The following is a 15,631-nucleotide window of genomic DNA, read 5'->3' as shown; positions in this document are numbered from 1 at the left end:
AACAACGAGGAGGTCGACCGCGTGAAGCCCGCTGCGTTCAGCTACCACCGGGCGCATGATGTCGCCGATGCCATCGGCTTGCTCGGCGAGCTCGCCGCGGTGGGAGCGGAGCCGAAGCTCATCGCCGGTGGCCAGAGCCTGATCCCGATGATGAACTTCCGGCTCGCCCGGCCGACGGTGCTGGTCGACCTGGGGCCGTTGCGCCGCGATCCGGCGATGACCGCGATCCGGCGCGACGGCTCGCAGCTGCGGATCGGGGCGCTGAGCACCCATCGTGCCGTCGAGACCGCCGGTGGCACCTTGGGCCCGGAGTTCGACGTGATCTCCCGGGCGATGCGGTGGGTGGGGCACCTGCCGATCCGCTCCCGCGGCACCGTCGCGGGCAGCGTCGTGCACGGAGACGCCACCGCCGAGTGGTGCCTGCTCGCCCTGCTCCTCGACGCGGTGATCGTCGCCGAAGGGCCGAACGGGCAACGGGAGATCCCGGCAGCGGAGATGTTCCACGGGTTCTACGCCACGGCCGTCGAACCCGACGAGGTCGTGGTGGAAGTGCGCTTCACGCGACCGGCGCCGCGAGCCGCGCTCACCGAGTTCGCCCGCCGCCACGGGGATTTCGCGATCGTCGACGCGGCGGTCTCGCTCGACGCCGCCGACGCGGATCGGCTGGCCGGTGGGCGGGTGGTGCTCGGGGGCGTGTCCCCGGCGCCCGTCCGGATTCCGGAGGCCGAGGCCGTGCTGGCCGGTGGTGTCCCCGGGCCGGATCTGTTCACCGAGTGCGGGGAGGCCGCCGCCGCGGCCATCGATCCACCCGACGACGCAGCGGGTACCGGCGCCTACCGCCGCCGGCTCACCCGGACGCTCGTCGCCCGGGCCCTGCACGAGGCGTGGGAGAAAGGAGTGACGCGATGACCGGACGCGACACCGGTGTCCGACATGGATCTCCGCAGTCCGGCGGGAGGCGCTGGGTCGGGGCCGCGGTGCCCCGGCGCGAGGATCCCCGCCTGCTGCGCGGTCGGGGGCGGTTCATCGACGACGTCCAGCTGAGCGGGATGCTGCACGCGGGTTTCGTCCGCTCCACCGTCGCGCACGGGCGGATCCTCGACATCGACCTCTCCGCGGTTCGCGCGGTCGAGGGCGTCGTGGCCGCCTACACCGCTGAGGACCTCGACCTCGGCGACATCGTGGCCCTGCTCGATCGCCCGCCGGAGGAGTTCGCGCCCACCGCGATGCCCGTCCTCGCCAAGGAGAAGGTGCGCTTCGTCGGCGAACCGGTGGCCGTGGTCATCGCTCGCGACCCCTACAGCGTGGAAGACGGCATCGAAGCGGCGGCGGTCACCTTCGAACCCATCGGCGCGATCGTCTCGGAGGAGACCGCGTTCGCCGCGGACGCACCGCTCGTGCACGAGGAAGCACCCGGGAACGTCCTCCTCGACGTGTCGATGTTCGACACACCCGGAGTCGACACCGCGTTCGAGGCCGCCGAATCCGGGCCGGGATGCGTGGTCGAGGTCGTCACGCGAAGCGGGCGGCAGAACGCGCTGCCGCTGGAAACCCGCGGTGTGGTCGCCTCCTGGGACGATCGCGACGACCAGCTGCTGGTGCAGACCTGCACGCAGGTCCCGCACCAGGTGCGCACGGTGCTGGCCCGGTCGCTGCGCGTGCCGGAGCGCACCGTGCGGGTCACCGTCCCCGACATGGGCGGCGGGTTCGGGCAGAAGTGCGTGGTCGGCCGCGAGGAGATCGCGGTCGCGGCGGCGGCCCGGAAGCTGGACCGGCCGGTGAAGTGGATCGAGGACCGCCGGGAGGCGCTGACCGCCGCGTTCCTGGCCCGCGAGCAGCGCTACCGCACCCGCGCGGCGTTCGACGCCGAGGGCCGGATCACCGCGCTGGACGTCGACGTCGTCTGCGACATGGGCGCCTACTCCTGCTACCCGTTCACGGCGGGCATCGAACCGCTGATGGCCTCCGCCGAGATGCCGAGCGTCTACCGGGTGCCCGCCTACCGGGTCCGCGGCCGCGCCATCACCAGCAACAAGGCGCCGACCGCCCCCTACCGCGGGGTCAGCCGACCGCAGTACGTGATGGCGATGGAACGCGTCATGGAGCGCGCGGCGCGCGAACTCGGCATCGACCCGGTCGAGATCCGCCGGCGCAACGTGATCACCGAGTTCCCCTACACCGGTGTCAACGGCGTCACCTACGACCCCGGCACCTACCGGGAATCGCTCGACCTCGCCGAGGCCGCGCTCCGCGAGGAGGGCTGGTACGAGTTCCGCGAGCGGGCCGCGGCGGAAGGGCGGCACATCGGCATCGGCTACTGCTGCTTCTCCGAGCGGACCGGCTACGGTTCCGACGCCTTCGCCAAGCGCAAGATGCAGGTGGTGCCCGGTTTCGACGTCTCCGAGATCCGGATGGACACCACGGGAGCGGTGGTGGTCACCAGCGGCACGATGAACCACGGGCAGTCGCACGAGACGACCCTCGCCCAGATCGCGGCCGACCGGCTGGGGCTGGAGCTGGACAAGGTCAAGCTGCGGCAGGGCGACACCGAGCGCATCGCCTACGGGTGGGGCACCTTCGCCTCGCGGTCGGTGACCATCGGCGGCTCCGCCGTGTCCGTCGCGGCCGGGCGCCTCGGCGAGCTGCTGTGCACCATCGCCGCGCACCTGCTCAAGACACGTCCGGACAACGTCCGCCTGGACGGCGACGGGGGAGTCGTCCAGATCGACGACCCCTCGCGGCGAGTGCCCTTCGAGGACATCGCCGAGGTGGCCTACCTGCGCAGCCACCTGCTGCCCAAGGGCGTCGAACCGACGTTGACCGCGACCGCGAGCTTCGACGTCGCCGGTGACGGCACGTTCTCCAACGCCACCCACGCGGTGGTCGTCGAGGCCGATCCGGGCACCGGCCGGATCGGCATCCTGCGCTACGCCTGCGTCGAGGACTGCGGTGTGGTGATCCACCCGCAGGTCGTCGACGGCCAGTGCCGCGGGGGCATCGCTCAGGGCATCGCCGGAGCGCTGTTCGAGGAAGTCACCTACGCCGACAACGGCGAACCCTCGGCCGCCAGCTTCATCGACTACCTCGTGCCGACCGCGACGGAGATCCCGGACATCACCGTCACCCATCTCGAAACACCGTGCGCGTTCACCGAGAGCGGCGCGAAAGGTGCCGGCGAGGGCGGCACCATCGGTGCGCCGGCCGCCGTGCTGAACGCGATCAACGACGCACTGCGCCACACCGGGGTCGAACTCGACACCACGCCCGTGCACCCGCAGACCGTGCTGGCCGCGCTGGACGCGGCGCGGGAACAACCGGTGCGGGCTTGATCAGCGCAACTGGCGAAAGGAGGTGGGGTGGTTCCTCCCCGAGGCAGCAACCGCGGGGGCGCGCCACCTGCACAAGATGAACGAGCGACACCTGATCGCGCTGAACGTCAACGGTGCGGCGCACGAGGCACTCGTCGAACCGCGCAAGACGCTGCTCGACGCCCTGCGCCACGACTTGGGTCTCACCGGCACTCACGTCGGCTGCGAGCACGGGGTGTGCGGAGCCTGCACCGTCCTCGTCGACGGCGAACCGGTGCGAGCCTGCCTGATGTTCGCCGTGCAGGCCGAGAACTGCGACATCCGCACGGTCGAGTCGCTCGCCGGTGACGGCGAGCTCTCCGATCTGCAGCGGGCGTTCCGCGACCACCACGGACTGCAGTGCGGGTTCTGCACCCCCGGATTCCTCATGCTCGCCGAGGGCTTCCTCGCCCAGCAGCCGGACGCCGACCGCGAGGAGATCCGCGAGGCGGTCTCGGCCAACCTGTGCCGCTGCACGGGCTACCAGACGATCGTCGACGCGATCACCGCGACCGCCGAACGCAGGCGGTCCACTTCGGACACCGACGCCGCGTGCCCCACCTCCGCCGAGAAGGAAGCGACCCCGTGATCCTGGAAAACCAACTCGAAGTACCGGCGGACCCGGACGCCGTGTTCGCCCTGATCAACGATGTCGAACGGGTGGCGGGCTGCCTGCCCGGCGCGACCCTCGACGGGCGCGACGGCGACACCTACCGCGGTCGGGTGAAGTTCAAGGTCGGCCCGATCAGCGCCGCGTACTCCGGCACGGTGCGCTTCAGCGAGGTCGCTGCCGCCGATCGCCGGCTGCGCCTGCTCGCGCGGGGCGCGGACAGCCACGGGAACGGCGATGCCGAGGCCGATGTCGTCCTGACCGTGCTCGAAGCTCCCGGGGGAGCGACGCTCGACCTGCGCACGGACCTGTCCGTGCGCGGAAAGCTCGCCCAGTTCGGCAAGAGCGCGATCGGCACCGTGTCCAACCGGCTGCTGGACCAGTTCGCCCGCAACCTCGCCGCCCAACTGCAGCAGGGGCCGAGCACCGCGGTCCCGGCGAGCCCGGCCGGCACCGCGCCCGCCCCGGCCGGGAACGACAGCGGCGATGCCCTCGACGGGCTGGCGATGCTGCTCCCGCCGGGCGCCGGGCGGTACGCCGCGGTGGCGGCCGCTGCGGCGCTCGGCTTCTTCCAGGGCTGGCTGCTCGGCCGGATCCGCACCCAGGACAGACTGATCAAGGAGTTGCAGCGTGCCCGACGATGACCACCGCTCCGCCGGCCTGCACGGGGCCGAGACCGATGCGACCTACGACCGGGCGGGGTTCGGCGCCGCCGTTCCTCGCGGCAGCCGCCCGGCGCTGGTCGTGGTCGACCTGACCCGCGGCTTCACCGAGCCCGGCTTCGCCTCCGGGTCCGACCTCACCCGGGAGGTGACCGCGGCGGCCGTGCTGACGACCACGGCCCGCCAGCACGACGTGCCGGTGATCTACACCGCGATCAGCTACACGCCCGCCGAGGCCGACGGCGATTCCTGCGCCTGGCTCCGCAAAGCACCGGGCATGCGCGCTCTGCGCGAAGGAAGCGACGAGATCGCTCTCGATCCCCGGCTGGAGCAGCACGCCGACGACCACCTGGTGCTGAAGAAGGGCGCTTCCGCGTTCCACGGAACCGGCTTGGCCGCGCTGCTGACCGGACTGGGCACCGACACGCTGCTGGTCTGCGGTGCCACCACGTCCGGCTGCGTCCGCGCCACCGCGGTCGATGCCGTGCAGAGCGGCTTCAACACCCTCGTCGTGCGAGAAGCCTGCGGTGACCGTGCGCGAGGCCCGCACGATGCCGCCCTGTTCGACCTGCAAGCGAAGTACGCCGATGTCATCGGCCTCTACGACGCGCTGGCCTACTTCGAAGGCTTGCCCCAGCGCAGCACCGCCGCGTCCCTCGCGTAGGCGGCGCAGCGGCGATGGAGCCGACCCCACCGACCCAGAAAGGCCACTCGTGACCACGTCCCTCCCGCTGATCCCGACCGAGCCGCCGACGGCCCGCACGCTGAGCCAACCCGCGTTGGCCGATCTCGGCGACGTCCCCGCGGTGAGCCGATGGGTGCGTTCGGGATCGCTCCGGCTGCACCTGCTCGACTACGGCCCGGCCGACGGCGTTCCGGTGCTGATCCTGCCCGGCATCACCAGCCCCGCCATCACGATGGACTTCGTGGCACGAGGCCTGACCGGTCCCGTGCGTCCGCTGGTGCTCGACGTCCGGGGCCGCGGGCTCTCCGACAGCCCCTCCGCTGCGACCGCGTTGCACGGCTACGACCTCGCCAGCTACGCCGCGGATGTCGATGCCGTCGTGTCCGGGCTGCACCTGGAGCGGCCCGTCCTGCTCGGACACTCCATGGGTGCGCGGATCGCGGCGCTGGCCGCGATCACCGGCGAGCACGAACTGCGGGGTGTCGTTCTGGTCGACCCGCCGATGAGCGGACCCGGCAGGGATCCGTACCCCACCAGCCTCGAAGCCTTCCTCGGCCAGCTCGACCAGGCCCGCAGCGGCACCGACGCCGACGAGGTCGCGAAGTCCTGGCCCCGCTGGCCCCGCAGGGAGCAGGAGTTGCGCGCCCGCTGGCTGTCCTCCTGCTCGCGGACCGCGATCGCGGCAACGCACGCCGGGTTCGAATCCGAGGACTTCTTCGCCCACTGGCCCGAGGTCCCCGCGCCCGCGGTCCTCGTCCGCGGAGCCGACAGCCCGGTGGTCACCGCCGCGGGCGCACGGGAAGCCGCCGAGACCAATCCCTCGGCCGAACTCGTCGAAGTGCCCGGAGCCGGGCACATGGTCTTCTGGGACGAACCCGACGCCGCCCTCACCGCAGTGCGCGACGCACTGCGGAAGCTGACCTGACCGCCGGTGCCAGCAGCCGCGTTCATCCTGTTCCCGGCACCCGACCGCGACTCACCGGCTGGCTGCTGCGGTCCGGTAGCCAGCTGACCTGCACCGTTCCGGCAGAGCCGGGGCGCCGTGACCGGTGGCGGCTCTCCGGTGGCTCCGGCGCGGCCGCTCTCGTAATCTCCGTTGTTCTGGTCGGTGTCGCCGCGGGGCCGCTTCACGCCCGGGGCCACCGCGGTCGAACCCGTGCCGGTCGACCGGCATCGCGAGCGAAGTGAATCCGGCGGACGAGGTGAATCCAGGAGGAAGGAAGCGCATGCGTCGCACAGCGGCCTCGGGCAAGCCCAGCAGTGCTGGTGGAACGACCGACGACGACCTGGCACCGGACTCCGGGCCGAGCTCAGCGCGGAGGTTTTGAGCGCCATGCCCCTGTACGCGTTCCGCTGTCCCGAAGGCACCGAGTTCGACCTCAACTTCGCCATGCGTGACGTGCCTGCGTCGGTGGCCTGCCCGACGTGCGGGGAACCGGCCCGGCGGCGCGTCACCGCGCCGCGCCTGTCCCGAGCCGGCAGCGCGGCGTACCGGTTGATCGACTCCACCGCCGCGTCGGCGCACGAGCCGGCGGTCGTCACCTCGCTGCCGCCGGGCCCGGCCCGCCGTGCGGCGCCGCGGGTGACGCAGAACCCGTTGCACAGCAAGCTGCCGCGTCCCTGACTCCGACCCCACCTGGTCCAGGCAGACCGGACCGAACCCGTCACGACCCGATCAGGAGCACGACATGCCTGAAGTGATCTTTCCGCTCGACTCCGGCAGGCGCTTCGAGGACCAGCAGAAGCTCGGGCACAACCGGTGGCACCCGGAGATCCCTCCGGTCGCGACGGTGAAGCCCGGCGACTCGTTCCGCGTCGACTGCCGGGAATGGTTCGACGGTGCCATCGTCAACGACGACTCCGCCGAGGACATCCTCAACGCACCGCTGCTGACGGTCCACAAGCTGTCCGGCCCGTTCGCGGTCGAGGGCGCTCGACCGGGTGACCTGCTGATCGTCGACATCCTCGACGTCGGTCCGATCCCGCAGGAGGACTCCGGTCCGCTGGCCGGTCAGGGCTGGGGCTACACCGGCATCTTCGCCAAGAACAACGGCGGCGGCTTCCTGACCGACCAGTTCCCGGACGCCTACAAGGCGGTCTGGGACTTCAACGGCCAGGTGGCCAGCAGCCGGCACGTCCCGCACGTCAGCTTCGAAGGCCTCATCCACCCCGGCCTGATGGGCACCGCCCCCTCGGCTGAGCTGCTGGCCAGGTGGAACACCCGGGAAATGGCCCTCATCGACACCGATCCCGATCGCGTTCCGCCGCTGGCGCTCCCGCCCGAGGCGGAGCAAGCCGTGCTGGGCGGGTTGCCGCGTGACCAGTGGGCGCGGGTGGGTGCCGAAGCGGCGCGCACGGCGCCGCCGCGGGAGAACGGCGGGAACCAGGACATCAAGAACCTGAGCAAGGGCACCCGGGTCTTCTACCCGGTGTTCGTCGACGGCGCGAACCTCTCGGTGGGCGACCTGCACTTCTCCCAGGGCGACGGGGAGATCACCTTCTGCGGCGCGATCGAGATGGGTGGCTTCATCGACCTGCGCGTCGACCTGATCAAGGGCGGCATGGAGACCTACGGCGTGCACGAGCACGCGATCTTCATGCCCGGTCGGGTGGATCCGCGCTTCAGCGAGTGGATCGCCTTCTCGGGCACCTCGGTCACTCTCGACGGAGAACAGCGCTATCTCGACTCGCACCTGTCGTACCAGCGAGCGTGCCTGCACGCGATCGAGTACCTGACCAAGTTCGGCTACTCGCCCGAGCAGGCGTACCTCCTGCTGGGCGCGGCCCCCATCGAGGGCCGGCTCTCCGGCGTGGTGGACATCCCGAACTCCTGCTCGACGGTCTACCTCCCGACCGCGATCTTCGACTTCGACGTGCGCCCGTCGGCGTCCGGACCGTTCCAGATCGATCCGGGCATCGGCGCCCCGCGCGCCGAGAACCGGTGAACCGCGCCGGTCACGACCGCGAGATCGCTCGGTTCGAGCATCGCCGAGCAGGGGCGGCGGCGTCCCGCCACCCGCAAATCGGGCGACATCGGCTGCCGTTCGCGCCAGGATGGCCGGTGTGGAAGAGGTTGAAGTCGTCGTCGCCCACAGCCAGCGCGCGACGCTGCGCGTCGGCGAGGTGTTCCTGAAGGTCGACGGCGACCCGGCGCACGTCGACGTCGAGGTGCGGGCGATGGCCATGGCGCCGGTACCGACCCCGGCGATCCTCTGGCGCGAGCCGCCCGTGCTCGCGATCGCCGCCGTGCCCGGCAAGGCGCTCGGCGTCCTCGGCGAACCGTCGGACGCGTCACCGGCGGCGTGGGCTGCGGCGGGCGCCGCCATCCGGCGGCTGCACGAGGCGCCGTTGCCGCCGTGGCCGGGGCGCGGCCTCGACGACGTGGCGGCGGAGCTCGACAGCGAGTGCGCGTGGCTGCTCGCCAACTCCGTTCTGCCCGCCGAGGTGATCCGGCGCAACCGCGAGATCGCCGAGGCCGCGCTCCGGCCGTGGAAACCGGTGTTCATCCACGGCGACCTGCAGATCACCCACGTGTTCGTCGACGGCGACGAGGTCACCGGCGTCATCGACTGGTCCGAGGCCGCCCCCGGCGACGCCATGTTCGACCTCGCCACGTTGACGCTCGGGCACGAGGAACGCCTGGACGACCTGCTCACCGGCTACGGCGACGGCGCGGACCGGGACGTGATCCGAGCCTGGTGGTCGTTGCGCAGCCTGGTGGCGTCGCGCTGGCTGATCGAGCACGGCTTCGACCCGGACGCGCCGGGGTGCGAATTCGACGTGCTCAGATCCCGGATGCGGGGAACCTAGGGCCTGCGTCGAAGCTGGGGCGACTGAACGACACCGGACACCTGCCACGGTGGGATGACCGGCCTCGACCGCGGGCTCTGGGTCGGCCGGATTGCCGCCGTGGGTGACAGCATCGCAACGAACGCGGCGGGAAGTGCCCGAATCGCCGGCGGATCAGGGATGGTCTTCGTTGATGTCGCGAGCTGGCCGGTGGGGGTGCGATGACTGAGCGCGAGGATGTGGACCTCGATCTTCGGGCGACCGAACGAGCGCTGGCTGCAGCCGAGCGGGCCGGGCTCGGCGAGTGGGAACGCACGTTCCCCGTCAACCAGCGCGACGACCAGAAGGAGAAGAACCACGCCGTCGTCCTGTGGTTCGGCGGACCTTGGGTGCTGATCGCCGTGGTGATCTTCGTGCCGATGCCGTGGTACGTCCGGGTTCTGCTGATCGTCCTTGCACTGGGAGCGGTCGGCGGAATCGCGCTCGCCACGCGGAAAGCGCGTCAGCGCGGTCGCTCCGGCGGGGCGTTGGTACACCTGTTCGCGTCCGGCCTGGTCCTGGAGCGCACCCGCGGTGAGCTCGCGGCGCTGGCGCACCCGGCGCCGATCGAGTTCGTGACCTGGGAGGAACAGGGCGAGGACACCAGTTTCACGTGGGTCCAGCTGTGGATCACGCTTCAGGAAGGGCGGACCGTGGCCCTGGAAGGCGCGACCGACGCCGAGCGGGAAGCACTCCGCCTCATCGCGCAGCAGTGCGGCCTGCCACCGACACCGCGCGAGATTGCGCAGCCGGAACACCCTCCGGTCTGGTGATCGCTTAGCCGGGCACGGTGTGGATGCTTCTCCCCGCGAAAATCTGATCCGTGCCCGAACGGATACGTGCACGCGGTCCGTGTCGTCTCCTCTCTTTCTTTGATCTGCGCAGACGATCTGCGCAGTGGAGTCGTCGAGCATCTCACCCGGCGGGCATCCATCAGGTGAGGACGAGGCGGTTCTGGCTCGGCGTGGGTACCCGCCAGCGCTGCTCCCGCCCGCAGCCCGGTCCTCCGGCGTGACCACCTGGGCCACAGCGCCCGACATGCCCGCGCAGAGGCCGAGGACCACTCCGCACATTCCCGGGTGGCGTCAAGCTCGATACCGGCGCGGGCGGGCAGTGGCGCTGGTGGGCGTTCGAGCTTCGCACCAGGTTCGCGCCGCGGGTGTGGAACAGCAGCGGCGGCGGAGTTTTCGATACGTCGGCGATATCCGCCCGCTCCTACGATGGGGCGCATGCGCGTGCTGGTCGTCGAGGACGAGCCCTACATGGCCGAGGCCATCCGCGATGGGCTGCGCCTGGCAGCTATCGCAGCCGACACCGCCGGGGACGGCGACACCGCTCTGGAGATGCTGAGCGTCAACACCTACGACATCGCCGTCCTCGACCGCGACATCCCCGGGCCCTCCGGCGACGAGGTCGCCGAGCGCATCGTCGCTTCGGGCAGCGGCATGCCGATCCTGATGCTCACCGCTGCGGACCGGCTCGACGACAAGGCCTCCGGGTTCGGGCTCGGCGCCGACGACTACCTCACCAAGCCGTTCGAGCTGCAGGAACTCGTGCTCCGGCTCAGAGCCCTCGACCGCAGGCGCGCCCACAGCAGGCCGCCGGTGCGGGAACTCGCCGGCCTGCGGCTGGACCCGTTCCGCCGCGAGGTCTACCGGGACGGCCGGTACGTCGCGCTCACCCGGAAGCAGTTCGCGGTGCTCGAAGTCCTCATGGCCGCCGAAGGCGGTGTCATCAGCGCCGAGGAACTGCTGGAGCGGGCTTGGGACGAGAACGCCGACCCGTTCACCAACGCCGTGCGCATCACGGTTTCCGCGCTGCGCAAGCGGCTCGGCGAACCCTGGCTGATCGCCACCGTGCCCGGCGTCGGCTACCGCATCGACACGGGACCGGACGCCGGGAGCCAGGGCGGCGAACGTGGATAGGGCGCCTGGGCTGAGCGTTCGGCTCAAGCTCACCTTCAGCTACGCCGGTTTCCTCATGATCGCCGGCGCCGTGCTGCTCGGGGCGTTCGCGGTGTTCCTGGACGGATACCGGGAGCGGGCGCAAGACGCCGGTGAGATCGTGATCGCGCCTTCTGGCACCGAGCTGCTGCGCGACTTCGCGCCGGCGGCCGTCGGCGCGATCGTGTTCCTCCTGGTGTTCGGCTTCGCCGGTGGATGGATTCTCGCCGGGCGGATGCTGGCCCCGCTGACCCGCATCACCGATGCCACGCGCACGGCCGCGCGGGGGTCGCTCTCGCACCGGATCGAGCTGGAGGGGCACCAGGACGAGTTCCGGGAGCTCGCCGACGCCTTCGACGGCATGCTCGGGCGGCTCGAAGCGCACGTCGCCGAACAGCAGCGCTTCGCGGCCAACGTTTCCCACGAGCTGCGCACTCCGCTCGCGATCACCCAGACCCTGCTCGATGTCGCTCGCAACGATCCGAACCGGGAGAGCAGCGAGCTCGATGAACGCCTCCGCGTCGTCAACGCCCGGGCGATCGACCTCACCGAGGCGCTGCTCCTGCTCAGCCGCACCGACCAGCGCTCCTTCGCCCGGGACGAGGTTGATCTGTCCCTCATCGCCGAAGAAGCCACGGAGGCGCTCCTCCCGCTCGCCGAGAAGCACGGCATCGCCATCGAAACCTCCGGGGACATCACTTTGGCCACCGGTTCCCATGCGCTCCTGCTGCAGCTGACCACGAACCTCCTGCACAACGCGATCGTCCACAACCTGCCCGAACGCGGCACCGTTCGGATCCGCACCGCTGCCGGTCCCGAGGACGCCGTGCTCGTGGTCGAGAACACCGGCCACAAGCTCAGCCCGCACGTGGTCGCCACCCTCACCGAGCCGTTCCAGCGCGGCACCGAACGCATCCGCAGCGACCACGCAGGTGTCGGCCTCGGTCTGGCGATCGCCAAGAGCATCACGCAAGCGCACGGCGGAACGCTCTCGCTCAGCCCGCGCGCCGAAGGCGGGCTCCGCGTCGCGGTGCGACTGCCCGCGACAGACCGGCAGGTCTCGTAGGTAGCCGTCATGACGTCGCTCTGATCAAGATCCCCCGGTTCGCGTGGAACCGCTCGAAGACGTGCACGGGCAGCGATGCGGAGTCCGAGTTGTGCGAGTAGCCCGACGGGTTGTGGAACCGCACCACCCCGTCCTCGACCGCGTAGACCAGCACCAGGTGACCACCTCGCTGCGGTGCGGGGGTGTCCGGGTCGCGAATCTCCGGAGAAACCGAGGCGATCAGCACCTGCCCAGGCCGGACCGCCCGGTGGGACGCGCGAATCGGCGTGCGCTCGACCAGTTCGCAGTGGAATCCGAACTGCTCTCCGACCCAGGCCATGAAAGGCCGGTAGATGAGTCCTCGGACCTTGCCGGAGGGCTCCACCGCGTAGCAGCCCCGGTCGAGAGCCAGCGCGAGGAGTTCGCCCATCGTCAGCCGGACGTCGGTCCAGCCGTGGAGCAGCGACTGCAGGCACGCCAAACCGCAGACCTTCCGGGACCAGAACAGGTACTCCTCGCTCGAGCGGTATCCGTCGGCGGCCCAGTCGTGCAGTCGCGAGGGATCGGTGCGCGGCAAGAAGACCTTCAGCCCGGACAGCGCGGTGCGCCGCACGACGACCTCGTCGTTGCGCTCCAGGCACCCCCACTGCGAGATGCAGCGGAGACGGCGGTCAGATGATGGGAAAGTCGAAGTAGACATCGGGATGGGGCTCGTTCCTGAGCGTGTAGTGCCACCATTCGCGGTCGTAGCGGTCGAATCCGCAGTCCTCCATGATGGAGCGGAGGTGCTCGCGGTTTCGGGCCTCGGCCGGTGTGATTGCGCGGGCTCGATGATGTGAGACCGGGTCCATGAGGTCGTGGTCGCCGCCCATGGGAGCCAGCTCGCCGGTGGCGAGGTGGTAGAGCGTCAGGTCGACCGCGCTGCCCCTGCTGTGTCCGGACTTCGCGGCCACGTACCCGTGCTCGACGATCTCGGCGCGGTCGATGTTCGGGTAGTGCCGCAGTTTCGTCCGGCCGTCTTCCGGCTGCTCGGACCAGCGGAGGAAGCGGTCGACGGCGCGTTGGGGGCGGTACCCGTCCCAGAGGAGCAGTCCGAACCCGAGGGAGGCTGCCTTGTCGCGTGCTGCCTCCAAGGCCGCGCACAGGGCGCGGGTGCCGACGATGCGATTCGCGAGGTAGCCGTCCACCGGTTTGCCGGTGAAGTTGTCCCAGGTGGCGTACTTGGCGTCCCAGCGGATGCCCGGCACCCGCTCGTCGACGTAGCCGAAGTCGTCGTTCATCGCTTCTTCCCGTGCAGCGCCGTCGAGATGAGCCGGTCGATCAGATCGGGCATCGGCACCCCGGCGGCGGCCATCATCCGCGGGTAGCGGCTGTAGGACGTCATGCCGGGCATGGTGTTGACCTCGTTGAGGACCACCCTCCCGTCGTCGGTGAGGAACATGTCGACGCGGGCGAGCCCCTCGCAGCCCAGAGCGCGGTAGATGGTCTTGGCGGTCTCCTGGACGAGCCGCCGCGATTCCTCGGAGATGTCGGCGGGAACGATGAAGGTCGCGTTCTCCGATCCGGTCTCCGGGGAGTCCTCCTGGTGGATCCGGAAGAACCCGTGCGAGAGGTCGACCCGGTCCACCTCGCCCGTGACCAGGCCGGACAGCTCCCCGAGGACCGCGCAACCGACCTCGCCGCCGGCCACGGCCTCCTCGATCAGCACCTTCGAGTCGTACCGCCGCGCCGCGCTCAGCGCGCTCGGCAGTTCGTCGGCTCGGGTGACCTTGCTGACGCCGAACGAGGAGCCCGACCGGGCGGGCTTCACGAAGACCGGATACCGGAGACACCCCGGGTCGACCTCCTCGTCCTCCGCGACCACCGAGAAGACCGGGGTGGCGATTCCCGCACTCTCGGCGACGGTGTAGGCCAGGGACTTGTCCATGCACACGGCCGAGGCCTGGACGTCGCAGCCGACGTAGGGGATGCCGGAGAGCTCCAGCAAGCCCTGGATCGCGCCGTCCTCACCGAGCCTGCCGTGGAGTACCGGCAAGACGACGTCGAGGCGCACCACTTCGCAGCCTTCCCGCCCCATGACCAGCAGGCCGTGCGCGCTCCGGTCAGGTGACAGCGCGACCGGACGAGCGGCGGCGCTCTCCCAATCCTCGTCCGGGCCGTCGCAGAGCCTCCAGTCGCCGCCGGTCGTGATGCCGATCCAGAGCGGCTCGTACTTCTCGGTGTCGAGGTTGCTCGCCACCTCGCGCGCCGACTTGACCGAGACCGGATGTTCCTCGCAAGCGCCTCCGAAGATGACTCCGACCTTCAACCTGCTCATGCTGTTCTCCCGTTCTCGAAGTTCAGGCAGTTGATGAGACTGTTCTCGACGACGTCTCTCAGGGCGTGCTCCGTGTAGTAGGCGGAGTGCGGACTGATCAGCACATTCGGCAGTCGCTGCAGCCGCACCAGGGCCTCGTTCCCGAGCTGCCTGTTCCGGCAGTCGGCGTAGAAGATCCCTTCTTCGCCTTCGAGCACGTCCAGCGCCGCACCGCCCAACCTGCCGCTCTCCAGCGCCGACAGCAGGGCCTCGGTGTCGAGCAGCGGTCCGCGCCCCGTGTTGACGACGTACGCACCGGTCTTCATCCGTTTGATGCGGTGGTGATCGAGGAGGTGGTGCGTGTCCGCGGTGAGCGGGGTGTGGAGCGTGACGATGTCGCTCTGCTCGATCAGTTCGTCCAGAGCCACGTACTCGGCGCCGGCGTGAGACGGCTTGTCGTGGGCGAGCACGCGGGCCCCGAAGCCGCGCAGCCGGTCGATCACCGCTGTGCCGATGCGCCCCGTTCCCACCACGCCCACGGTCAGATCTCGCAGTTCCTTGCCGCGGGTCTCGTTGAGCCGGTAGTCATGGGAATCGGTGCGCCGGACAGTGGATTTCGCGTGGCGAACGGCCATCAGCATCAACATCAACGTGTAGTCGGCCACGCTGTCCGGTGAGTAGGCGACGTTGCCCACCGAGATGCCGACGCGTTCGGCGTGATCCAGGTCGATGTGGTCGTATCCGATGCTTCTGGTGGAGATGTACTCCACACCGGCCTCGCTGAGCGCCAGCAGCGCGGCGGCGGTGATCTGCGCCTTGTGGTTCACGCTGATGCACCGGCTGCCGCGCGCCAGTTCGGCATTGGTTTCGCAGACGGCCGACTCGACGATCGTCGGCGAGGCACCGAGGCGGGCCCCGGCCTCGCGGAACACGACGGCTTCGTCCGGGCTGCACCCGAAGACCGTGAGCCCCACCGCCGGGATGGCGGAGGTCGACGTCCCGGCCATCGCTCGGTCGCGACGGTCGGCGATCGCTCCGCTGTGGATCGAACCCAGTTCGCTGCAGGCCATGCCCCAAGTCAAGTCAGGGCGGTGTTGCCGGCGCGTATGCGGTTTTCAATATGCGGACGATATGCCGATGAGCGCAGCGGTGGTCTCGTCGATGCCCGCTGCCACCGCCAATCGGGCCGGGCCGTCGACAACTGCCGGTAGCGAC

The 15,631-nt window shown here is 70.4% G+C and carries 16 protein-coding genes; 12 read left to right on the top strand and 4 right to left on the bottom strand.

Going from position 1 to position 15,631, the window contains the following annotated elements; all coding sequences use genetic code 11:
• Nucleotides 1-21 precede the first annotated feature (21 nt).
• The 12 genes from C4T78_RS03665 to C4T78_RS03610 all read left to right on the top strand — a co-directional run bounded on the left by C4T78_RS03665 (nt 22) and on the right by C4T78_RS03610 (nt 12,141).
• Entirely contained in the window at nt 22-909 is an 888-nt protein-coding gene (locus C4T78_RS03665; protein ID WP_093348489.1) for an FAD binding domain-containing protein, read from the top strand.
• Entirely contained in the window at nt 906-3,329 is a 2,424-nt protein-coding gene (locus tag C4T78_RS03660) for a xanthine dehydrogenase family protein molybdopterin-binding subunit (RefSeq protein ID WP_093347243.1), read from the top strand. The genes C4T78_RS03665 and C4T78_RS03660 overlap by 4 nt, the downstream gene beginning before the upstream one ends.
• 76 nt (nt 3,330-3,405) lie before the next feature.
• Nucleotides 3,406-3,936: a (2Fe-2S)-binding protein gene (locus C4T78_RS03655; protein WP_093348492.1), complete on the top strand. Its 531-nt coding sequence runs from the start codon at nt 3,406-3,408 to the stop codon at nt 3,934-3,936.
• Nucleotides 3,933-4,601 carry an SRPBCC family protein gene (locus C4T78_RS03650; protein WP_093347246.1) on the top strand — a complete coding sequence of 223 codons (669 nt, stop codon included), beginning with the start codon at nt 3,933-3,935 and terminating at the stop codon, nt 4,599-4,601. The genes C4T78_RS03655 and C4T78_RS03650 overlap by 4 nt, the downstream gene beginning before the upstream one ends.
• Nucleotides 4,588-5,283, top strand: coding sequence for an isochorismatase family protein (locus C4T78_RS03645; RefSeq protein ID WP_093347249.1), 696 nt, complete (start codon nt 4,588-4,590; stop codon nt 5,281-5,283). Before C4T78_RS03650 ends, C4T78_RS03645 begins: the two co-directional genes overlap by 14 nt.
• A 49-nt stretch (nt 5,284-5,332) precedes the next feature.
• Nucleotides 5,333-6,229 carry an alpha/beta fold hydrolase gene (locus tag C4T78_RS03640; protein WP_235863048.1) on the top strand — a complete coding sequence of 299 codons (897 nt, stop codon included), beginning with the start codon at nt 5,333-5,335 and terminating at the stop codon, nt 6,227-6,229.
• Nucleotides 6,230-6,637: 408 nt separating this feature from the next.
• Nucleotides 6,638-6,928: an FmdB family zinc ribbon protein gene (locus tag C4T78_RS03635; protein ID WP_093347254.1), complete on the top strand. Its 291-nt coding sequence runs from the start codon at nt 6,638-6,640 to the stop codon at nt 6,926-6,928.
• 64 nt (nt 6,929-6,992) lie between these two features.
• Complete coding sequence (fmdA, locus tag C4T78_RS03630) at nt 6,993-8,249, top strand: formamidase (RefSeq protein WP_093347256.1); 1,257 nt, start codon at nt 6,993-6,995, stop codon at nt 8,247-8,249.
• A gap of 109 nt (nt 8,250-8,358) precedes the next feature.
• Nucleotides 8,359-9,114 carry a phosphotransferase family protein gene (locus tag C4T78_RS03625; protein WP_218161461.1) on the top strand — a complete coding sequence of 252 codons (756 nt, stop codon included), beginning with the start codon at nt 8,359-8,361 and terminating at the stop codon, nt 9,112-9,114.
• Nucleotides 9,115-9,314: 200 nt separating this feature from the next.
• Complete coding sequence (locus C4T78_RS03620) at nt 9,315-9,905, top strand: hypothetical protein (RefSeq protein ID WP_093347262.1); 591 nt, start codon at nt 9,315-9,317, stop codon at nt 9,903-9,905.
• A gap of 456 nt (nt 9,906-10,361) precedes the next feature.
• Nucleotides 10,362-11,057: a response regulator transcription factor gene (locus C4T78_RS03615; RefSeq protein WP_093347265.1), complete on the top strand. Its 696-nt coding sequence runs from the start codon at nt 10,362-10,364 to the stop codon at nt 11,055-11,057.
• Nucleotides 11,050-12,141: a sensor histidine kinase gene (locus tag C4T78_RS03610; RefSeq protein ID WP_093347268.1), complete on the top strand. Its 1,092-nt coding sequence runs from the start codon at nt 11,050-11,052 to the stop codon at nt 12,139-12,141. Before C4T78_RS03615 ends, C4T78_RS03610 begins: the two co-directional genes overlap by 8 nt.
• 7 nt (nt 12,142-12,148) lie before the next feature.
• On the opposite strand, the gene C4T78_RS03605 is transcribed toward C4T78_RS03610, so the two are convergent.
• Genes C4T78_RS03605 through C4T78_RS03590 form a run of 4 tightly spaced genes read right to left on the bottom strand, consistent with a single transcriptional unit; the run spans nt 12,149 to nt 15,423 of the window.
• The gene (locus C4T78_RS03605; protein ID WP_143185740.1) at nt 12,149-12,820 is read right to left on the bottom strand and encodes a hypothetical protein; all 672 of its coding nucleotides are present in this window, start codon (nt 12,818-12,820) and stop codon (nt 12,149-12,151) included.
• Nucleotides 12,792-13,400: a D-Ala-D-Ala dipeptidase VanX gene (vanX, locus tag C4T78_RS03600; protein ID WP_093347273.1), complete on the bottom strand. Its 609-nt coding sequence runs from the start codon at nt 13,398-13,400 to the stop codon at nt 12,792-12,794. The genes C4T78_RS03605 and vanX overlap by 29 nt, the downstream gene beginning before the upstream one ends.
• On the bottom strand, nt 13,397-14,437 hold the full coding sequence (vanA, locus tag C4T78_RS03595; RefSeq protein ID WP_093347275.1) for a D-alanine--(R)-lactate ligase: 1,041 nt from the start codon (nt 14,435-14,437) through the stop codon (nt 13,397-13,399). Before vanA ends, vanX begins: the two co-directional genes overlap by 4 nt.
• Nucleotides 14,434-15,423: a D-isomer specific 2-hydroxyacid dehydrogenase family protein gene (locus C4T78_RS03590; RefSeq protein ID WP_093348495.1), complete on the bottom strand. Its 990-nt coding sequence runs from the start codon at nt 15,421-15,423 to the stop codon at nt 14,434-14,436. Before C4T78_RS03590 ends, vanA begins: the two co-directional genes overlap by 4 nt.
• Nucleotides 15,424-15,631: the final 208 nt, after the last annotated feature.

Origin of the sequence: Saccharopolyspora kobensis (assembly GCF_900108315.1) — a bacterium.
Lineage (GTDB): Bacteria > Actinomycetota > Actinomycetes > Mycobacteriales > Pseudonocardiaceae > Saccharopolyspora > Saccharopolyspora kobensis.
Note: the sequence above shows the minus strand (reverse complement) of the source record. Positions and strands in the feature narration are given on the sequence as shown.

What these genes read in the sequence shown, in the direction of transcription:
- C4T78_RS03615 (WP_093347265.1), top strand. Translation starts at nt 10,362, where the DNA reads ATGCGCGTGCTGGTCGTCGAGGACGAGCCCTACATGGCCGAGGCCATC.
- C4T78_RS03655 (WP_093348492.1), top strand. Translation starts at nt 3,406, where the DNA reads ATGAACGAGCGACACCTGATCGCGCTGAACGTCAACGGTGCGGCGCAC.
- vanX (WP_093347273.1), bottom strand. Translation starts at nt 13,400, where the DNA reads ATGAACGACGACTTCGGCTACGTCGACGAGCGGGTGCCGGGCATCCGC.
- C4T78_RS03660 (WP_093347243.1), top strand. Translation starts at nt 906, where the DNA reads ATGACCGGACGCGACACCGGTGTCCGACATGGATCTCCGCAGTCCGGC.
- C4T78_RS03590 (WP_093348495.1), bottom strand. Translation starts at nt 15,423, where the DNA reads ATGGCCGGGACGTCGACCTCCGCCATCCCGGCGGTGGGGCTCACGGTC.
- C4T78_RS03620 (WP_093347262.1), top strand. Translation starts at nt 9,315, where the DNA reads ATGACTGAGCGCGAGGATGTGGACCTCGATCTTCGGGCGACCGAACGA.
- vanA (WP_093347275.1), bottom strand. Translation starts at nt 14,437, where the DNA reads ATGAGCAGGTTGAAGGTCGGAGTCATCTTCGGAGGCGCTTGCGAGGAA.
- C4T78_RS03625 (WP_218161461.1), top strand. Translation starts at nt 8,359, where the DNA reads ATGGCCGGTGTGGAAGAGGTTGAAGTCGTCGTCGCCCACAGCCAGCGC.
- C4T78_RS03635 (WP_093347254.1), top strand. Translation starts at nt 6,638, where the DNA reads ATGCCCCTGTACGCGTTCCGCTGTCCCGAAGGCACCGAGTTCGACCTC.
- fmdA (WP_093347256.1), top strand. Translation starts at nt 6,993, where the DNA reads ATGCCTGAAGTGATCTTTCCGCTCGACTCCGGCAGGCGCTTCGAGGAC.
- C4T78_RS03605 (WP_143185740.1), bottom strand. Translation starts at nt 12,820, where the DNA reads ATGTCTACTTCGACTTTCCCATCATCTGACCGCCGTCTCCGCTGCATC.